Genomic DNA, 19142 nt, shown 5'->3' on the forward strand with positions numbered 1-19142 from the left:
TCTGATTGGTAAAATTTTTATATGGAAACTTCACATATAGTAATGGAGAGAAACATCTCCACGAGATACTTTTATTTTTTGTTATGAGTCTTGCTAGCGACCAAACAATTTTTCCCAAAAGCCTTTTTTCTCGCGCGTCACCATTTCTTTGATGAAATCTATCTTGGGTTTACGACTATCGGATTCTTCTATCAGGTCCATCACCACATTACCGGAGCAGGTGTAGGCGCTGATATGGTACTGGTCAGTTTCGTAGCACTTGCCGAATAGGTCCTTGAAGATATCCTTCCAGACCGAGTAATACTTTATACATTGCTTCTCAGTGCCGAACATTACCCCGTAGTTTCCAACGACAAGCGCGTGGGTTATCTGCTTACGCTTCCCATTTTCGTCTTTCGCTTTGGCTATTTGTTCTGCATCCAGCACCACTAATATGAGGTCATTTTCCATAGGAGATCCATACACTCATAACGCCCAGCCTAAGAGGCTGGCAACGCATTACAAACAACTCAATCACAACAACCGTAACCAACTCGGCCCATTAAGACTGTAAACGCCACGAGTTGACAGTTCCTCTTGAGGCGTTTGTCATGTGCTTAGTCCAGCAAATAATTATATTTCTCAGGAAGTAAGCTAAACTCTCCCCAACCTAAACTTTGAAAGCACAAACCTGTTCCATTTTGTTTTACAGAACCATAGACAATCAATATACGACCAACTGAGTTGTCATCAATGCCGTGTGCTTTTTGATCTTTATCTTGAGATTTTAAGCAAAAGTCACAAACTCCTTTTGCATTATTTTCAAGGTAAGTCATTCTAATATTAGTTGGTCTTTTGTATTCACCTAGATGAACTGTGCTTACAATTTTCCCGTAATAAAACCCCGGGACATCATTTTCTTCTGAAATTGTTCTAACACTCTTTAAAAGGTCTATAAATCGAACTGCATATTTTTTATCAGGTAAGTGGAAGTATTTATATAAATTTTCGTCGAAATTTCGGCAGAGACCAGCTACCGTTTTGATCCGACTAGGCAAAGCAAATGTTTCGCCGTTATGGCGTCCAATCGCAACCTCTGTAGTAGGTCCTGCATCATCCTCTACAGGTGTTTCATCATAAATTGCAGATTGGTCATCTTTGGGTTCTGGTTTGTTTTTTAAAAAAATACTTATAATGACTAAATTTTCATCGTCAATTGCTTTCTTGGCTTCTTCCCAGTTTGCGTACCGTTTACCTTCTGGTTTAATTGACTTTAAATCACATTTTACGTCTTTGTAAGTTCTAATGTGGGAAAAGAATGCTTCTCGCCCATTGGTAGAATGATCTTTTTCTTTTGGGACACGATTAAGATTAGTAAAACAACCTGGACAGAATATGTTTCCATCCATATCGGCTTTATATTCAGATGGGATGATTTTCTTTGCATTAGCTTTGAGTAAATTTGGGTTACCCCCCTCATAGCTCCAATTTTCCATTTGATAGGCAAACTTTATTCGTCTGTTTGATTCATCTGCACCCATATAGCCTCCTTACTTAATATTGAACTCGATTGCTGAAAAGCACATAACGGTGATTAGATTGAAGGCGGCACTAATCCGATAATTGAGCCTTCCGAATAACTCCATAACGGCTTTATTACCTTGGCGGAGAAGTTATTTAAAATCATAACATTGCCAGCTGGTTCTGTGTCTGCCTGTATTCGCTTGACTTCCCCTTTTAGCTCAATCATTACGATTGCATAAAAATACATTCAATAAGGAAATCAGCGCATCACTATATTGAGCAAGGCGTAGTCACCTCGCTGCACCATGGCGAGGCCCATATCACTGGCGTTCTTTGTCTAAAACCGAATCTCCACCGACCCCGCACTGCGCTTTGCCTCGCCGTGATAGACCGCTTCGATATTATTGCCGTCCGGATCGAGGACAAAGGCGGCGTAATAGCCGGGGTGATAGACCCGCTCGCCGGGGGCGCCGTTATCCTGGCCGCCATGGGCCAGCGCTGCCTGATAGAAGCGATCGACTGTGGCGCGGTCCTGCGCCTGGAAGGCGAGATGATGGCGACCGGTCAGTGCGCCGAGCGCTGCCGGGCTGTCGATGGATGTGACAAACAGCTCGTCAGCCCAGAAGTAACCCTCACCCCCGCCGCCGATTGGCACATCGAGGGTGGCCAGTATGGCCCTGTAAAAGCGCTCGCTGGCGGTCAGGTCTTTCACCACCAGCTGGAGATGGTCGATCAGCCGACCCCGATGCAGTGTGTGCGTTTCCATACATTCACTCCACTCGACATGGTTGAAACAGTCACTTACCTCTTGCCGGTTGTGCCCTTTGGCGACGCTACCGCCCTGAATGTCAGCTTCCAGCTTGCTGCGATTGACCAAAGGGGCGTGGTTGGCATGGCTCATGGGAGACTCCGGCGAGGCGTGTGTTGCCAATTGGCTATATTAACGGCCCGCGAGCGAAGGGAAAGGAGGAAATGGCGAATTGCCGGGCAAGATCAACAAATGGAGGCTAGCCCGAAAGCCTGGCGTCCGGGCTGGATTGGCGAGAGGGGGAGAGGGGGAGAGGATAGGTAAAAGGGGGCGAGTGGCCACCAACTGGTGACCCTCTTGCTGCCTGTACGGGAGTGGTTGCCCGGCCTCTGGCCGGGCGGGGGATCAGTTGCCCGGGATCTCGTTGCAGTTGAGGGTGGGCTGACCGTAGCGCTCCAGCATGGCGTCGCTCCCCTTGGTCCAGAGGGTGAGGTTTTGCCCCTCGTACCGGGCGCCGCTGGCGCTGGGGGTCTCATAGGCGAGCACCTGCTGCTGGTTGTTACCCTCGCTCAGATTGATCATGGCGGCGGGCCGCTTGGCCTCGTTGTAGAAGTAGGTGGAGAGGGTGACGCTCTTGCCGCACTGGTAATCGACCGGCGTCGGCACCCTCAGCTGGCCCCCTTTTATCTGCAACTCGGTGATCCGCAACTGGTAGCTCTCTTCCACGCACTGGCGCAGGTCGCCCGCCTTCCAGCAGTCGTTGCGCCCCTTGATCCAGCCGCGCTGGATGGCGCGCTCGCTCTTCTGCTGCTCGGGGGAGAACCCGGCAATCGCCTTGGGATAGAGGGCTGACAGCTCGTTATCCAGCGCAGCCAGTCCGGCATCCTTGCAGATAAGGGTTTCGGCGGCGCCTTTCGCCTTGGCGCACTCGAAGGACGGGGTGGCCGCCGTGGCCAGCAGAGGGGAAAACAGCAGGGTTCCAAGCAAGATCTTGTTCATCGACAGGGCTCCAACAGGGGGCGTGATGCCCCGTGATCAGAGCACACTTTACACCCGAAGTAGGCAGGAGCACCCCGTGTTTTTGGGTGCCGGGCGGCCCTGCATGGCAATCAGACGCCGGCCAGCGCCAAGGTCTGGCGGCTACGCCACAGCCGCTCGTGGAAGAAGAAGACGACGGTGTTGATGGCAGGTTCGATCAGTGCCATCACGCCGCCGGTGAGCAGCTCACCACTCAGCAGGTAGGCGACACCGAAGGCCACCGAGAAGTGGACCAGGGCGAAGCTGCTGGTCTTGGCCTGCAGGCTGTGCTCAGGCTTGAGCTTGTGCCAGCCAAGGTCGTGGAAGTAGAAGGCGACTGTGTTCACGGCGGGCTCGATGAGGGCGATCAGGCTGGCGGTGAGCAGTTCGCCGGTCAGCAGGTAAGCCACGGTGAAGGCGACACAAAAGTGCAGGATGGCGAAGCTGATGGTCTTTTTCATGGTGGTGTCTCCTCTGGCGATGAAGGTAGTATCACTCAGAATTCCATCAAATGAAAACCATTCTCATCTATTGGCGAAATAGAAAATGCCTATCGACCAGGAAGGCACCACCAGATTGGGAGTTGCCCGGGACCGCAGCGGCGCTAGAGTGTGCCTTTTGCCATGAAAAAGGAGCTTTCATGACCATCAACTCCAACCTGTTTGTTCTCTTCATGCTGCTGCTGATGATCGTCGTCGGCGTGGTGGCCTGGCGACTGGCCCGGCGCAAGAGCCGCCACCCGGGGCTTGTCACCTTCCTGTGCGTGTTGCTCTGCCTGGTGCCGCCCTTTGCCCTGCTGGCGCTGCTCATTCTGGCGCTCTGGCGGGACATGCCCGCAGGCCCCGATGCCAGACAAGCCTAGTCCCCCTCAGCCGCCACTGCCGCAGTCATAGAAAAGCCCCTTGCGGGGCTTTTTTACTTGGAATGTCCCGCGCAGCAGGTGGCTGGTTGGAAGGGGCAAGATCGGGTGATGGCCCTACCTGCCGAGGCCAGCGATCCGAGCATGGGCTTCGCGCATTCCCTGTTCCGCCCCGTGGGGGCGCAGATCCATCCCCTCTGCGTAGACGAATTCCACCGGGATGCCCATCAGGCCGAGCACGGATTGGAGGTAGGGGGTGACCGCATCCGTCGCCTGTCCCTGATGCACGCCGCCGCGGCTGCTGAACACCAGGGCGTTGACCCCCTCCACCAGCCCCATGGGGTAGGTGTCGGTGTAACGGAAAGTCACCCTGGCCCGCGCCACCAGATCGAACCAGTTCTTGAGGGGGGTCGGCACGTTGAGGTTGTACATGGGGGCGCCGATCAGCAGCAGGTCGGCGGCCTTGAGTTCGGCAATCAGCCGATCCGACAGCGCCACCGCCTGCCGGATGGCCTCATTGGCAGGTTCAGCCCCCCGCAGGGCGTGAAACAACGGGCTGTCGAGGGCGGGCAAGTCGAGGGCGGTCAGGTCGCGCACCACCACCTGGTCCTGGTGGCCCTGCTCCCGGCGTGTGTGCAGGAAGTGCTCCATCAATTGGTTGGTGCGGGATGCGGGGCCGTTGAGGCTGGATTGCAGCAGCAGGATCTGGCTCATGAGGGGAACTCCATCTGAAACGTGTGAAGAATGAAGGGAGCTTACCAGTCATTTTTTTCCGCAGTGCTGATAGTATTTCGCCATATTGGTTCCAAAAGGTATGCAATAGATGGCAAACACGCTCAACGGCATCGATCTCTTCGCCACCGTGGTGGAGGCGGGCAGCTTCGCCCAGGCGGCGGAGCGGCTTCACCTCACCCGCTCGGCGGTGGGCAAGGGGGTGGCGCGGCTGGAGCTGCGTCTCGGCGTGCAACTGTTTCATCGCACCACCCGCAGCCAGAGCCTGACCGAGGAGGGGGCGCTCTTCTATCGCCACTGCCTGCGGGCGCTGGAGGAGGTGCGTCTTGGGGAAGCGGCGCTGGCCAGCAACAAGCTCACCCTCAACGGCAGATTGAAGGTCTCCATGCCGGTGCTGTTCGGCCAGCAGTGCGTGGCCCCCATTTTGCTGGCGCTGGCGAAGGCGCATCCCGGGCTGGCCCTGGAGCTGTCGTTCAGCGACCGCAAGGTGGATCTGGTGGAGGAGGGGGTGGATCTGGTGATCCGCAACGCAGAGCCGCCGGACAGCCTGGATCTGGCGGCGCGCAGGCTCGGGGAGCACGGCATGACGCTCTGCGCCTCGCCCGCCTATCTGGCCGAGCGGGGGGAACCTGTGACCCTGGCCGAGCTACCGGATCATGAGTGCATTGCCTATCTGCGCCAGGGGCGGGTGCTGTCGTGGTGGTGGCAGGAGGCCGAGGCATGGCGCGAGGTTCAGCCCAGAGGGCGGTTGCAGATGGACGATCTCAACGCCATCACCCAGGCGGCCATCGCGGGCTTTGGTCTCGCCTGGCTGCCGACCTGGCTGGCGCGGCCCCACGTTGAGCGGGGCGAGCTGCGCGAGCTGCTGGCCCGATTGCCGGGTCGGCGCTATCCCATCAACGCCCTCTGGCCCCATGGTCCGCATCTGCCCCTCAAGACCCGGCTTGCCATCGACTGGCTGGCGAGCCGCCTGCCCGAGCAGCTGGCCAGCGTGAACGAGCCGGGTCATCAGCCCCAATGAAAAAGGGCCTGCTGTGACAGGCCCTTTTTCATTTTCTGTGGTTCCGAGGGTCAGGCCTCGGCCTTGTTCAGCCACTCCACCCTGTACTGGGCGCCGGCGCCTTGCGCCAGCTTGGCGCACAACGGCTTGAGGAAGGCTTCAATCTGCTCGTCCAGCATCCAGGGGGGGCTGACGATGAGCATGCCGGAGCCGTTCATGCCCCAATCGGCAGTCTGGCCGGCCACTTCCAGCTCGGCCACCAGGACGTTGCCGAAGTTCTCCCGCTTGATCGCTTTGAGCATGTCGCGGGACTTGTCCGCCTCTTGCCCGAGGATGGGATACCAGAGGGCGTAGATGCCGGTGGCCCAGCGCTTTTGCGCTTTTTTAAGGGTATCGACCACGGCGAAGTAATCTTCCTTCAGCTCATAGGGGGGGTCGATGAGCACCAGGCCGCGGCGCGGGGTGGGGGGCAGCAGGGCCACCAGCCCCTCGAAGCCGTCGCGATGGTGGACGGCGACGCGGGGGTCGTACCCCATGTTGGCGCGAAGATCTTCCACCTCGTTGTTGTGCAGCTCCATCAGCGCCAGCTTGTCCTGATCGCGGATGAGGCGGCGGGAGAGCTCCGGCGAGCCGGGGTAGTAGTGCAGTTGGCCATCGCTGTTCATCTCCTCGATGACACCCAGATAGGGGGCCATGGCGGACCACTGGGCCCGTTCATCCCACAGGCGTTTGATCCCGTCGGCGTATTCCGCCTTCTTCTGGGACCAGTCGCCGCGCAGGTCGTAGAGACCGCCACCGGCATGGGTGTCCAGCACGATGAAGGGTTTCTCCTTCTTCTTGAGGGACTCGATGATCAGGGCCTGGACGGCGTGTTTGAGCACGTCGGCGTGGTTGCCGGCGTGAAAGGCGTGGCGGTAGCTCAGCATATGAGATCTCTGAGGGGGCCCTGCTGGGCACCCAGTAACGATAGATAGTGAAACAGGTTGCGGCTGTCGCCGCGAAACAGGGCGAGGGTGCGCAGGGTCTGCAGCAAGACCCCCTGTTGCAGCCGCTCCAGCTCCAGTTCGTGGGCCAGCATGGTCTGGTACTCCTCGGCCCCCACCCGTGACTTGGCCTGCTGGCGCAGGGTGCGCCAGGGGAGCAGCACCGCCTCGGTCTGTACCAGGGCAGGTTGCAAGTCCGTGAGGTCGACCGGGATCCGGAGCAGGTCGAGGTGGTGCAGCAGGAGTGCCAGGTTGACGTTGCCCCCCATGCTTTGCACGTGGAGCCAGTCCTGGCTGCGCTGGCCATAGGCGCCTGTGCTCCATGTCCAGAACTCGGAAGGGGTGGGCAGGGCGTCGGGGCTGACCCGCTCGCTGGCCATCAAGGCTTCATCACGCAAAGAAGGCCTGCTCCATGGTTTCCAGCTCTTCAGAGAGGCTCATCCACTCCAGCTCGACGTGCTCCAGCTCCTCCTTGAGGGGGCCCTGGGACTTGAGCAGCTCGGAGAGCTTGCCCTTGGCGCTCTCTTCATAGATGGCGGGATCGGCCAGCTGCTCTTCCACCGCGGCCAGCTTGGCCTGCAGCTTCTCCATGCTGGTTTCGAGCTTCTCGAGCTTCTGGCGCAGCGGCCGGGTCGCTTGCCGGAACTGGGCCTCAAGGCGCTTCTGATCCTTGCGCGCCACCGCCGAGTTGGCGGAGACGGTGCCATCTGCCGGCTTGGCATTGGCCTCTTTCTCCTGCTCGCCGAGCCACTTGTGGTAGTCGTCGAGATCCCCATCGAAGGGCTCGACCCGGCCGCCGTGGACCAGATAGAAATCATCCGTGGTGGTGCGCAGCAGATGACGGTCGTGAGAGACCACCACCATGGCCCCCTCGAACCCTTGCAGGGCCATGGTCAGGGCGTGGCGCATCTCCAGATCCAGGTGGTTGGTCGGTTCATCCAGCAGCAGCAGGTTGGGCTTTTGCCAGGTGATGAGGGCCAGCACCAGACGCGCCTTCTCGCCGCCGGAGAAGGGGGCTACCTTGTCGAGCACCTTGTCGCCATGAAAACCGAAGCTGCCGAGGTAGTTGCGAAGCTCCTGCTCGGTCTTGTCCGGCGCGAGGCGCACCAGGTGATCGAGGGGGCTGTCATCGAGGCGCAGAGTCTCGAGCTGATGCTGGGCGAAGTAGCCGATGCTCACCCCGGCGCTCACCTCCAGCTTGCCGGAGAGGGGCGGGTTGGAGCCCGACAGCATCTTGATGAAGGTGGACTTGCCCGCGCCGTTGCGACCGAGCAGGCCGATGCGCGACCCCGGCACCAGGTTGAGCTTGATCTTCTCCAGGATCACCTTGTCGCCGTAACCGGCGCTGAGGTTCTCCATGGCGATGAGGGGAGTCGGCAGGGCCGAGGGCTCGCGAAACTCGAAGCTGAACTCGGAGTCGGCGTGAGCGGGCAGGATCTTCTCCATCCGCTCCATGGCCTTCAAGCGGCTCTGGGCCTGACGGGCCTTGGAGGCCTTGTAGCGGAAGCGGTCCACATAGGATTGCATGTGGGCCATCTCCCGTTGCTGCTTCTCGTACATGGACTGCTGCTGGGCCAGGTGCTCGGCCCGTTGCAGTTCGAAGTCGGAGTAGCCGCCGCTGTATTCGTTGAGCTTGCCGTTCTCGATATGGATGATGCGATTCACCACGGAGTCGAGGAAGTCGCGGTCGTGAGAAATGAGCACCAGCGTGCCCTGATAGCCCTTGAGCCACTTCTCCAGCCAGATGACGGCGTCGAGATCCAGGTGGTTGGTCGGTTCATCCAGCAGCAGCAGATCGGAGCGGCAGAGCAGCGCCTGGGCCAGGTTCAGGCGCATGCGCCAGCCACCGGAGAAGCTTCTGACCGGCGAGTCGAGCTGATCGCCGCCAAAACCCAGACCGTGCAGCAGCTCGGCGGCGCGGGCGCGAATGCTGTAGGCACCTATGGTATCGAGCTTGCCGTGCAGCTCGGCCACCAGCAGACCGTTGTCATCCGCCTCGGCCCGGGCGAGCTCGCCCTCCAGGGCGCGGAACTCCTTGTCGCCGTCGATCACGTACTCCAGGGCGGAGCAGTCCAGCGCCGGGGTCTCCTGGGCCACGCCGGCAATCTGCCAGCCGGCGGGCAGGCTGAAGCTGCCGTTGTCGATGGCCAGCTCGCCCCGCACCAGCGCAAAGAAGGTGGACTTGCCACAGCCGTTCTTGCCCACCAGGCCCACCTTGTGGCCGGGGTGTATGGTGGCGGACGCGTTGTCCAGCAGCGTGCGGCCGCCGCGGATCAGTTCGATTTGACTGGCAACTATCATGGATGGGTCTGCTTGGCTCGATTGAAGGAGAGAAACTGGCGCGGATCTTACGTGAAATGACACAAATTTGCACTTGAGGGCGGGGGGGATGGCTGCCGCCGGAAAAACGTGTCATAACAGAGACATCTGGGGGGCAGGAGGCTGACCATGTTGATTAAAGAGATCATGACGACCCGGGTCGCGACCGTTTCCATGGATGACAGGCTGAGCGTCATCAAGGAGATCTTCGAGCAGGCCCATTTCCGCCACCTTCTGGTGGTGGAAGAGGAGGAGTTGGTGGGGGTCATCTCGGACCGGGATCTGCTGCGTGCCATCAGCCCCTATCTGGACACGGATGCCGAGATGAACCGGGACACCGAGACCCTCAACCGGCGCGCCCACCAGATCATGAGCCGTGAACCCATCACCGTCTCCCCCGAACGCTCCCTGAAAGAGGCCGCCGGCCTCATGCTGGAGCACCAGATCTCCTGTCTGCCTGTGCTGGAGAACGGCGCTCTGGTGGGCATAGTGAGCTGGAAGGACCTGCTGAGGGTCATGAGCGGCTGGCAGCCGGTCTGACGGGGCGGGGAAGGTGTGCGGGGAGCCCGTGTCGCCCGGCAGGGCTTCCCTGCTTCTCGCCTTGTTGAAGGATTAAACTGCTTTTATCCCGTTTTATAGATCACTTGTATTGCTATATTGATTTTCTTGGTCATAAATTCCGCAAGAATTATTTCGCGTGACACTATATGTCGCGGCGTCAGCTCGAATTGACGCTTTTATAATTAATCGTTCGCCGCTTCAGTTCCCATCAAGGTTTCCGGATCTACCTTAGGCTATCGGCACATCAACCGATCATCACGACCGAACTCTGGTCTGACAGAGAGTGCTTACACCTGAGGAAAGAACAATGAAAAAGACAGCATTGACGATGGCCATCTCCAGCCTGCTGCTGGCCGGTGGTGCACAGGCCGCCAACGTTTACGATCAGAATGGTACCAAACTGGACATCGGCGGCCGCGTCAACGGCATGTACTACGGCACCGATGACAACGCCACCGAAGGCGATGCCAGCTACCTGCGTCTGCACATCGCAGGTGAAACCAAGGTTGACGAGGATCTGACCGCGTTCGGCTTCGCCGAGTACAACCTGCCGGTCTCCGGTTCTGACAACGACGAGCTGCGTTACGCCTATGCGGGCATCAAGCACGATCGCTTCGGTGCCTTCAGCTACGGCCGCCAGGACGGTCTGTTCACCAAGGCGGTGAACAACTACACCGACGTGCTGCCGGAGTGGGGTGGTGATGGTCTGGGCAAGGACACCGAGGTGTTCGGCACCGGCCGTACCAACGGCCTGGCCCAGTACATGTACAACTGGCAGGGGCTGACCCTGGGTGCCCAGTTCACCGGCAACAACGACCCGCAGAACGCGAGCCGCAGCGAGCGCGTCGGTCCGAACAGCACCTGGAGCCCGAAAGGTTCTTCCGAGGGTTATGCCCTCTCTGCCAACTATGACTTCAACATGGGCCTGAGCCTGGGTGCCGCCTACAACCAGGCTGGCAAGACCGACGAACAGGCCGAGAACGTGAGCTTCGGCGGCGACAACGACGCCAAGCTGTTCGGGGTGGGCGCCAAGTATGCCGTCGGCAACCTCTACATGGCCGCCACCTACTCCCACGGTGAAGATCACCTCTTCGTGGACACCGGCTCCATGCGCGGTTACGCCGAGAAGATGGATGGCTACGAAGCGGTCGTGCAGTACAACATCACGCCGAAGTTCAAGCCCTCCCTGGCCTACCTGCGTACCGACGTGAAGGACAGCGCTCACGGCATCGATGACACCGCGACCGAATACGTCTCCGTGGGTGCCTGGTACAACTTCACCGACAACTTCAATGCCTACGTGGACTACAAGATCAACCTGCTGGACGAAGTGGGTTCCACCGGCAAGAACAGCCTGAACAAGTCCACCGACGACATCGTCGCCGTGGCCCTGCAGTACAACTTCTAAGTCGTCCCGGACGCACTGCACATCTCAGGACCGGCCCATGTGGCCGGTCTTTTTGTTGCTGGCGGACCGCGCTGGATGACAAGAGCGGCACGCCGGGGTTCAGCAATGCCCCTGTGTGGTCGATACCCTTGTTGTCGGGGCCGATGCGTGGCTGTGCTTGCCATGAGGCAGTGATGGGGCGATGATCACGCCCCGTGGTCAAGATCCTATCTTTCCTCGACGCTTTTCATTATTTCTATATAGGCTTGCGTTGTCCCGACAGGGAAAGCGGGGCTGGTTGGCATGTCGCAGCTCCGGTGCGGGGCAATTTCGGGAAATGGACGTAAGGGCGTTATATGGCGAGCATATTGGATTCAGTGGATCAACGTACCCAGCTTGTAGGGGAGAATCGCCTGGAACTGCTGATGTTCCGTTTGGGTGCCCAGCAACTGTTTGCGATCAACGTCTTCAAGGTGCGGGAAGTGGTCAAGCTGCCCCATCTGAACAAGATGCCGGGGTCTCACCACAACATCAGCGGTGTCGCCAACATTCGCGGCGTCTCCATCCCCGTCATCAACCTGCGCGGTGCCATCGGGATGCGTCCCATGGCCATCGATCAGGAGTCCAACCTCATCATCACCGAGTACAACCGCACCATTCAGGGATTCCTGGTGGGGCAGGTGGCCCACATCGTCAACATGACCTGGAAGGACATACTGCCGCCGCCCCGTTCGGCGGGTCGTGCCAACTACCTCACCGCCATCACCCGCATCCCGGAAGGGGGCGTTGACCAGATCGTCGAGATCATCGACGTGGAGAAGGTGCTGGCGGAGATCATCACCTATGACGTGCGCATCTCGTCCGAGGTGCTGGACGAGGAGATCCTGCCCCAGATGCAGGGACGCCGGGTGCTCATCGTCGATGACTCCAGCACGGCCCGCAACCAGGTGCGCGAGACTCTCGCCCAGCTCGGGCTCGAGGTCATCGAGTGCCAGGACGGCTTGCAGGCCCTCAAGCTGCTCAAGGGGTGGTGCGATGCGGGCAAGAAGGTGACCGACGAGATCATGCTGATGATCACGGACGCCGAGATGCCGGAGATGGATGGTTATCGCCTGACTCACGAGGTGCGCAGCGATCCGCGCATGTCCGATCTCTTCATCACCCTGAATACTTCCCTGAGCGGCAACTTCAACGAGGCCATGGTCAAGAAGGTGGGGTGTGATCGCTTCATCTCCAAATTCCAGCCCGACTTGCTGGTGGACGTGGCCCAGCAGCGGATGCGGCAGATCCTGGGCCGTTGAACCCGGCACGCCGAACCATGAAAAAGCCTCCGCCATGCGGGGGCTTTTTGCTGGGCAAGGGGAAGGGCCATGGGCCCGGCCACCGGGCTATTGAGTCAGCAGAGGCTCGACAAAGCGGGCGACCTTGTCGCGGATCCGGGGCTGGGCGGCGGCCGTCGGGTGCAGTCCATCGTTCATCATGAGTTCAGGGCGCAGCACAATATCATCCAGAAAGAAGGGCATCAGCGGCAGGTCGTTGGCCTTGGCAAGATCCGGGAAGATCTGCTCGAACTGTTGCAGATAGCGCGCCCCATAGTTGCGGGGCAGCAGGATCTGGGTCAGCACCGTCTTCGCCTGGTGCGCCCGGGTGAGCTCGATCATCTTGGTCAGGTTGGCCCGGGTGATGGCGGGAGCAAAGCCCCGCAGCCCGTCGTTGGCGCCGAGTTCGATCAACACCCAGTCCGGTTTGTGGGTTTCGAGCAGGGCGGGCAGGCGAGCCAGGCCGCCCTGGGTCGTTTCACCGCTGATGCTGGCATTGATGAGGGTGTGTTCTCCCCCCTGCTGCTGCCACTTTTCATTGAGCAGGGCAGGCCAGCTCTGTTCGGCCTGCATCTGGTAGCCGGCACTCAGGCTGTCGCCCAGTACCAGCAGGGTCTGGGCCTGGACGGACGCTGCCCAGCAGCACAGGCAACTCACGGCAAACAAGAGACGCATCATGCAGTCAACTCCCACGTTCTATTGTCATTACAGGTTCAGGCAAACAGGATACCCAAGATGAGTTCAACGCCCATTATCGCCGTCAGGGGGCTCGGTAAAACCGTTCGCCTCGGTCAGGAAAGCCTCACCATCCTTGAAGGGATCGATCTGCAAGTCAATACCGGCGAGACGCTGGCGCTGGTCGGTGCGTCCGGTTCCGGCAAGTCCACCCTGCTCGGTTTGCTGGCCGGTCTCGATCTGCCGAGCAGCGGCGAGATAGAGATCCTCGGCCACTCCCTCACCCGGCTGGACGAGGAGGGGCGCGCCAGGCTGCGGGCCGAGCAGGTGGGGTTCGTGTTCCAGTCGTTCTTGCTGCTGCCCACCCTGAGCGCCCTGGAAAACGTCATGTTGCCGGCCGAGCTGCGGGGGGAGACCGACAGCGAGCCCCGTGCCCGGGAGCTGCTGGCCCAGGTCGGTCTGGGAGAGCGGTTGCACCACCTGCCGCCGCGCCTCTCCGGCGGCGAGCAGCAGCGGGTCGCCATTGCCCGTGCCTTCATGACCCGCCCCAGTCTGCTGCTGGCGGACGAGCCCACCGGCAACCTCGACAGCAAGACCGGGGAGACGGTGATCGAACTGCTGTTTCGTCTCAACCGCGAGCACAACACCACCCTGGTGGTGGTGACCCATGACCATGAGCTGGCCCAGCGCTGCCAGCGGCAGCTGGTGATGTCAGCCGGGCGGCTGGAGGCACAGGCTGTCATGGCGGCCAGGGTGGGAGAGCTGTCATGAGTCATTGGAGACAGAGCTGCACCAGGGGATCGCTGGCAGCAGCATGGACGGTGAGGGAGGCGTCATGAGTCAGTGGCGACTGGGATTGAAGCTGCTGCGCCGGGAAGGGTTCAGCGGCGAGCTTCGCTGGTTTGTGCTGGCGCTGGCGCTGAGCGTCGCCTGCGTGCTCAGCGTGGCTCTGGTGGCGGATCGGCTGGATGCGGGGCTCAAGGCCTCCGGGCGGGATTTCATCGGAGGGGACAGGGTGCTGCGCTCCGCGACGCCGGCACCGGCAGAGTGGCTGGCGCAGGCGCATCAGGAGGGGCTGGCCGTGCAGACCACGGTCAGCTTCAACAGCATGCTGTTTCACGGCGATACCCTGCAACTGGCCTCCATCCGCGCCGTGCCCGGGGATTTTCCCTTCTACGGCAAGCTGGAGCTCACTCCCCAGCGCGCCCCGGCGCCCGGCGAGATCTGGCTCTCCGCCAGGGTGATGCAGCTGCTCGGCGCCAAGGTGGGTGAGGTACTCGAGGTCGGCAACACCCGGCTGACGGTGGCAGGGGAGCTGGGCCAGGAGCCGGATCAGGGGTTCAGCCCCTTCCAGATGGCACCAAGGGCCTTGATCCACAGCGCCGATATCGAAGCGACCGGGGCCCTGCTGCCGGGCAGTCGCCAGCAGTGGCGCTATCTCGTCAAGGGGCCCCGTGACGCCATCGCCCGCTATGAGGCCTGGCTCAACCCCAGGCTGAGCGCCGGGCAGAAGCTCGTCAAACCCGATGATCAGGGTACCCAGGTGGGGAAATCCCTGGGCAATGCCGAGCGCTTCTTCCGTCTGGCATCCCTTGCCGGCGTGCTGCTCGGCGCCCTGGCCATGGGGATAGCGGTGCGCCATTTTGCCGAGCGCCAGACCAACATGGTGGCCCTGCTCAAGACCCTGGGGGCCTCGCGGCGCACCCTGTGGCAACTGATGGGCACCCTGCTGTTCTCCCTGACCCTGGTGGGGGCCCTGATGGGGCTGGTGGCGGGCAGCGCCATGCAGTGGCTGACCCTGAACCTGCTGGGGGATCTGCTGCCTGCGGATCTGCCGCCCCCCTCCTGGCGACCCTTCGCCCTTGGCCTCGCGGTCGCCTTCTTCATCACCCTGATGCTGGCGTTCGTTCCCTTCCTGAGGCTGCTCAAGGTACCGCCGCTGCGGGTGCTGCGCCGGGAACTGGAGGCGGGGATCCCCCCCTGGCTGACGGTGCCCGTGGGGCTCATCGGGCTGTTTGCCCTGGTGTGGGGCTTTACCGCCGACATCAGGCTGGCCTGCGGGCTCATCGGTGGCATGGGGGTGTTGATGGCGCTGCTGGCCCTGCTCGCCTCCGTGCTGCTGCGTCTTGGCAGTCGGCTCAAGGGGCCCCATGCCCTGCGCCTGGCCATCAATCACCTCTCCCGGGAGCGGGGCAGTGGTCTGTTCCAGCTGGCGGGCTTCGCCCTGGCCCTGATGCTGTTCGGGCTGCTGTGGGCGGCGCGGGTCGATCTGCTGGAGGATTTTTCCACCCGGTTGCCTGCCGATGCCCCGAACCGCTTTCTGGTCAATGTGGCGGACAGCGAGCGGGAAGGGATCCTGGCCGATCTGCACCAGGCCGGGGCCATCACCTCGGACTTCTACCCCATGGTGCGCGGGCGCCTGACCCGTATCGCCGGTGAGGCGGTGGGGGAGGATGCGGCGCGGGAGGGGGTGGACAGAGAGCTCAACTTCACCACCACATCGGCCCTGCCCGCCGACAACAAGGTCACTGCCGGTCAATGGCTGGCCGGCAAGGGGGAGGTCTCCGTCGACGAGGCACTGGCGGGACGGCTCGGCATCGCGCTCGGAGACGTGCTCGGCTTCACCATAGAGGGGCGGGCGTTCGAGGCCAGGGTGACCAGCCTGAGGTCCATCAAGTGGGACAACATGAGGCCGAACTTCTACATGATCTTCTCGCCGGATGTGTTGGCCCCCTTCTCCCAGACCTGGCTCGGCAGCTATCGTCTGCCGCCTGAGGGGCGAGGGGCAGAGGTGGAACTCATCCGCCGCCACCCCACGGTGAGCCTCATCGATGTGGAGGATCTGATAGGCCGCCTCACCCTGGTCTCCGATCAGGTGAGCCGCGCCCTGGGGTTGATGCTCGGGCTGGTGACGGTGGCCGCCCTGCTGGTGCTGCTGACCCAGACCCAGGCCGGCATGGCCCATCGGCGCCGGGAGCTGCTGCTGATGCGCACCTTGGGGGCGGGCAGCGCCCTGCTCGAGAAGATGCTGCGCTGGGAGCTGGTGGCGAGCGGTGCCCTGGCAGGGCTTTGCGCCGCCATGGTGGTGGAGCTCTGCTCCTTCGGCCTGCAGTGGTGGTGGGAGGGGGCGCAGTGGCAGTTCCACTGGGCCATCTGGGCTGCACTCCCCCTGCTTGGGGCCGTGCTGGTGACCCTGGCCGGACAGGGCATGCGCCGCCAACTGCTGGCGGGTACCCTGAGCGACCGGCTCAGGGGACTGGGGCAGGGGCTGCTCTGATGGCTCGACACATCCCGACCTTGGTCGGGATGTGTCATTGGGTCAACGGGGTGAGTGCAGCAGATTGTCCAGAGCGCCGGGCAGGGCCGGGAAGCTGAAGTGAAAACCGGCCTGCTGCAAGCGGGCGGGCAGCACGTGCTGTCCGGTGAGCAGCAGATCCGCCGCCTCTCCCATCAGGAGTCGCAGGAGGGGGGCCGGTACGAAGAAGAGGTGCGGGCGATGGAGCGTGGCGGCCAGGATCTCGCTGAACCGGCGATTGCTGACCGGTTGCGGGGCCGTGCCGTTGAAGATGCCGTCACACTCGCCGTGCTCGACGAGAAACAGCATGGCCCGCACCAGATCCTGCACGTGGATCCAGCTCATCATCTGGGTGCCGCTGCCCATGGGGCCGCCGAGGCCCAGGCGGTAAGGGGGCAGCATCCTGGGCAAGGCGCCCCCCTCCATGCCGAGTACCAGGCCTATGCGCAGGATGCAGACCCGGGTCTGGGCCGAGCGGGCCTGCTGGGCAAGCTGCTCCCACTGCTGACAGAGACGGTGGGTGAATTCGTCGTGAGGGCTCTGGCATGTTTCATCCAGAGGGGCGTCATCCTGGCGGCCATACCAGCCGATGGCGGAGGCATTGAGCAGCAATCTGGGGGGCGTGCTGGAGAGTTTGACGAGATCCACCAGCTGTTCGGTCAGCAGCCAGCGGCTGTTGCAGAGCAACTGCTTGCGGGACTCGCTCCAGCGTCCGGCGGCGATGGGTTCGCCGGCCAGGTTGATGACGATGTCCACGTCATTGAGGTGATCCAGCCTGTCCAGGCTGTCCAGCAGGGTGACATCGTGGCCGAGCAGCTCGTAGGCCCGGCTGCCCTGGCGGGTCAGCACGACTACTTCGTGCGCCACCTTGAGGTGTGCCACCAGACGGCGGCCGATAAACCCCGTGCCCCCCGTGATCAGTATCTTCATGTCCTGCCTCCCTGACGCTCTAGGGTCTACTCTAGAGCCTGGGTGCCCGATGGACAAGCTCCTGTTTTTATGAGCATTATGATTTTTGTCTCCCAAGACGCCGCCCCCTTTGTCCACGGGGTTGCCGGGCGTTGCGACCACGGGGGGCGCCGTGGCGCGGCGGTATCAGGGGCTCATTCCGGCTTGCCAAACGGGCGCCAGCGGGTAAACTCGAGCGCTTTTTCGCCATGTTCATGAGGGCCGTTATGCCATTTCGACGTTTGAAGGTGCGTCAATTCTATGTCCGGCTGCTCTGTGCCTTGCTGGCCGGTCTGTTGCCCATGCTCCTTGGGCTCGTCATCGTCATCTGGCAGACCGCCACCGGCGTGAAACAGGATGCGGTGGCGCGCCTGGAACATGCCAGGGTCATGTTCGACCGCACTCTGGACAATGCCCAGTTGGCGGCGTCGGCCCTCACCGGCAGCCTGGGCAGGCCCTGTCTCGAGGTGGTGCAGGGGCTCAGGGATCAGGTGGCCACGGTGCCGGATGTGCGCAGCGTCAACCTGGCCAGGGGAGATCGGATCTACTGCTCTTCCCTCTATGGCCCGGTCGATGGCGGCATCAAGCTGGATGACTATGTCGGGGGCAGGCTCGACCTGATGAAGGGCAACCCGGTCACCCCGAATCGCCCCCTCATCGCCTACCGGGAAGAGGTGGGCGAGTTCAGCGTGCTGGTGGGGGTCGACGGCTACTACCTGCTCAACATCCTGGACATGCTGAGCCGCAACTCCCCACTGGGGCTGGTGGTCGGCAACGAGATGCTGCAGCGAAACAGCGAGCTCACCGACAAGCTGATCCCCAAGGATCGCAATGGCTATCTCGAACAGGTCTCGACCAGGTACCCGTTCAAGGTAGTGACCACGGTGTCGGTGGATGAGTACCGTGCCCACATCTGGGACTACTCCAAGGTGGGCGTCATTATTTATCCTCTGCTGAGCCTGCTGCTCGGGGTGGCGGTCTTCTGGCTGATGGGCCGTTCGACTTCGCCGGCCCAGGAGCTGAAACGGGCACTGTCCCAGCAGGAGTTCATCCCCTATCTGCAACCCGTGGTGAACGGGGAGGACGGCCAATGGAGCGGTTGCGAGGTGCTGATGCGCTGGCAACACCCCCGTCAGGGGATGATCTCGCCGGATCGCTTCATTCCCCTGGCAGAGGACAGTGGCCTCATCGTGCCCATGACCCGGCTGCTGATGGCGCAGGTGCGCGAACAGTTTGCGGGCAAGGCGCACCATCTGCCGCGAGGGTTTCACTTCGGCTTCAACATCAGCGCCAGCCACTGCAAGGATCTGAGCCTGGTGGAGGATTGCCGGGATTTCATCAACGCCTTCAAGGGGAACCCCATCAAGCTGGTGCTGGAGCTGACCGAGCGCGAGCTCATCGTGGCGGACGAGACGACGGACCGGCTCTTTGCCGAGCTCCATGCCCTCGGGGTCTTCATCGCCATCGACGATTTCGGCACCGGTCACTCCAGCCTGACCTACCTGCAGACCTTCCAGGTCGACTTCCTCAAGATCGATCAGAGCTTCGTCGGCATGATTGGGTCGGACGCGCTCTCCAGCCACATAGTGGAGAACGTCATCGATCTGGCGACCCGGCTCGGTCTGCAACTGGTGGCGGAAGGGGTGGAGAATCAGGTGCAGGCCGACTATCTGAAGGCCCGCGAGGTGACCTTCCTGCAGGGCTACCTGTTTGGCAGGCCCATGCCCATGAAGGAGTTTGTCAGCCAGCTGGCCGGGCAGGAGCGCTGAGGGGAAAGCGCGAGGCAAAAAAAAACC

At 61.3% G+C, this 19142-nt stretch carries 19 protein-coding genes; 8 read left to right on the top strand and 11 right to left on the bottom strand.

Going from position 1 to position 19142, the window contains the following annotated elements:
- Positions 1 to 93 precede the first annotated feature (93 nt).
- The 5 genes from AB5Y51_RS01930 to AB5Y51_RS01950 all read right to left on the bottom strand — a co-directional run bounded on the left by AB5Y51_RS01930 (position 94) and on the right by AB5Y51_RS01950 (position 3729).
- Entirely contained in the window at positions 94 to 450 is a 357-nt protein-coding gene (locus AB5Y51_RS01930) for a hypothetical protein (protein WP_368177971.1), read from the bottom strand.
- A 146-nt stretch (positions 451 to 596) separates the two neighbouring features.
- Positions 597 to 1520 (bottom strand): hypothetical protein, encoded by a 924-nt coding sequence (locus AB5Y51_RS01935; protein WP_368177972.1) that lies wholly within the window; start codon positions 1518 to 1520, stop codon positions 597 to 599.
- Positions 1521 to 1840: 320 nt separating this feature from the next.
- Positions 1841 to 2269: a VOC family protein gene (locus AB5Y51_RS01940; RefSeq protein ID WP_368177979.1), complete on the bottom strand. Its 429-nt coding sequence runs from the start codon at positions 2267 to 2269 to the stop codon at positions 1841 to 1843.
- A gap of 387 nt (positions 2270 to 2656) precedes the next feature.
- Positions 2657 to 3250 carry an MliC family protein gene (locus AB5Y51_RS01945; protein WP_319891573.1) on the bottom strand — a complete coding sequence of 198 codons (594 nt, stop codon included), beginning with the start codon at positions 3248 to 3250 and terminating at the stop codon, positions 2657 to 2659.
- 110 nt (positions 3251 to 3360) lie between these two features.
- Positions 3361 to 3729, bottom strand: coding sequence for a DUF2061 domain-containing protein (locus AB5Y51_RS01950; RefSeq protein WP_010675518.1), 369 nt, complete (start codon positions 3727 to 3729; stop codon positions 3361 to 3363).
- Between the two features lie 179 nt (positions 3730 to 3908).
- On the opposite strand from AB5Y51_RS01950, the gene AB5Y51_RS01955 reads away from it, so the two are divergent.
- Positions 3909 to 4130 (top strand): hypothetical protein, encoded by a 222-nt coding sequence (locus AB5Y51_RS01955; RefSeq protein WP_010675517.1) that lies wholly within the window; start codon positions 3909 to 3911, stop codon positions 4128 to 4130.
- A gap of 114 nt (positions 4131 to 4244) precedes the next feature.
- Here the strand turns inward: AB5Y51_RS01955 and AB5Y51_RS01960 are convergent, their stop codons facing one another.
- Positions 4245 to 4841 (bottom strand): FMN-dependent NADH-azoreductase, encoded by a 597-nt coding sequence (locus AB5Y51_RS01960; RefSeq protein ID WP_368177973.1) that lies wholly within the window; start codon positions 4839 to 4841, stop codon positions 4245 to 4247.
- Between the two features lie 109 nt (positions 4842 to 4950).
- Between AB5Y51_RS01960 and AB5Y51_RS01965 the strand changes: the two genes are divergently transcribed.
- A complete protein-coding gene (locus tag AB5Y51_RS01965) occupies positions 4951 to 5880 on the top strand; it encodes a LysR family transcriptional regulator (protein ID WP_139739543.1) in 930 nt (309 codons plus the stop codon).
- 50 nt (positions 5881 to 5930) lie between these two features.
- On the opposite strand, the gene AB5Y51_RS01970 is transcribed toward AB5Y51_RS01965, so the two are convergent.
- Genes AB5Y51_RS01970 through AB5Y51_RS01980 form a run of 3 tightly spaced genes read right to left on the bottom strand, consistent with a single transcriptional unit; the run spans position 5931 to position 9143 of the window.
- Complete coding sequence (locus tag AB5Y51_RS01970; protein WP_042879855.1) at positions 5931 to 6785, bottom strand: 23S rRNA (adenine(2030)-N(6))-methyltransferase RlmJ; 855 nt, start codon at positions 6783 to 6785, stop codon at positions 5931 to 5933.
- Positions 6779 to 7240, bottom strand: coding sequence for a DUF2390 domain-containing protein (locus tag AB5Y51_RS01975; protein WP_039040190.1), 462 nt, complete (start codon positions 7238 to 7240; stop codon positions 6779 to 6781). Before AB5Y51_RS01975 ends, AB5Y51_RS01970 begins: the two co-directional genes overlap by 7 nt.
- Positions 7233 to 9143 carry an ABC transporter ATP-binding protein gene (locus AB5Y51_RS01980; RefSeq protein WP_048206991.1) on the bottom strand — a complete coding sequence of 637 codons (1911 nt, stop codon included), beginning with the start codon at positions 9141 to 9143 and terminating at the stop codon, positions 7233 to 7235. Before AB5Y51_RS01980 ends, AB5Y51_RS01975 begins: the two co-directional genes overlap by 8 nt.
- Before the next feature lie 147 nt (positions 9144 to 9290).
- On the opposite strand from AB5Y51_RS01980, the gene AB5Y51_RS01985 reads away from it, so the two are divergent.
- From AB5Y51_RS01985 to AB5Y51_RS01995, 3 genes are all read left to right on the top strand, one after another.
- Entirely contained in the window at positions 9291 to 9701 is a 411-nt protein-coding gene (locus tag AB5Y51_RS01985; protein ID WP_042865010.1) for a CBS domain-containing protein, read from the top strand.
- 328 nt (positions 9702 to 10029) lie between these two features.
- Entirely contained in the window at positions 10030 to 11130 is a 1101-nt protein-coding gene (locus AB5Y51_RS01990) for a porin (protein ID WP_039040188.1), read from the top strand.
- A 335-nt stretch (positions 11131 to 11465) separates the two neighbouring features.
- Positions 11466 to 12410: a chemotaxis protein CheV gene (locus AB5Y51_RS01995; RefSeq protein WP_041212426.1), complete on the top strand. Its 945-nt coding sequence runs from the start codon at positions 11466 to 11468 to the stop codon at positions 12408 to 12410.
- 87 nt (positions 12411 to 12497) lie between these two features.
- Here the strand turns inward: AB5Y51_RS01995 and AB5Y51_RS02000 are convergent, their stop codons facing one another.
- Positions 12498 to 13106 carry an arylesterase gene (locus tag AB5Y51_RS02000; protein ID WP_039040186.1) on the bottom strand — a complete coding sequence of 203 codons (609 nt, stop codon included), beginning with the start codon at positions 13104 to 13106 and terminating at the stop codon, positions 12498 to 12500.
- 57 nt (positions 13107 to 13163) lie between these two features.
- Here AB5Y51_RS02000 and AB5Y51_RS02005 point away from each other — a divergent pair, with 57 nt between their 5' ends.
- Complete coding sequence (locus AB5Y51_RS02005; protein ID WP_042016058.1) at positions 13164 to 13874, top strand: ABC transporter ATP-binding protein; 711 nt, start codon at positions 13164 to 13166, stop codon at positions 13872 to 13874.
- 64 nt (positions 13875 to 13938) lie between these two features.
- Complete coding sequence (locus AB5Y51_RS02010; protein ID WP_128313976.1) at positions 13939 to 16380, top strand: ABC transporter permease; 2442 nt, start codon at positions 13939 to 13941, stop codon at positions 16378 to 16380.
- A 42-nt stretch (positions 16381 to 16422) separates the two neighbouring features.
- Here the strand turns inward: AB5Y51_RS02010 and AB5Y51_RS02015 are convergent, their stop codons facing one another.
- Positions 16423 to 17328: a TIGR01777 family oxidoreductase gene (locus AB5Y51_RS02015; protein ID WP_111896859.1), complete on the bottom strand. Its 906-nt coding sequence runs from the start codon at positions 17326 to 17328 to the stop codon at positions 16423 to 16425.
- Between the two features lie 245 nt (positions 17329 to 17573).
- Between AB5Y51_RS02015 and AB5Y51_RS02020 the strand changes: the two genes are divergently transcribed.
- Positions 17574 to 19115, top strand: coding sequence for an EAL domain-containing protein (locus AB5Y51_RS02020; protein ID WP_368177974.1), 1542 nt, complete (start codon positions 17574 to 17576; stop codon positions 19113 to 19115).
- Positions 19116 to 19142 lie beyond the last annotated feature (27 nt).

This window comes from Aeromonas sp. R7-1 (genome assembly GCF_040908115.1).
GTDB lineage: Bacteria > Pseudomonadota > Gammaproteobacteria > Enterobacterales > Aeromonadaceae > Aeromonas > Aeromonas caviae.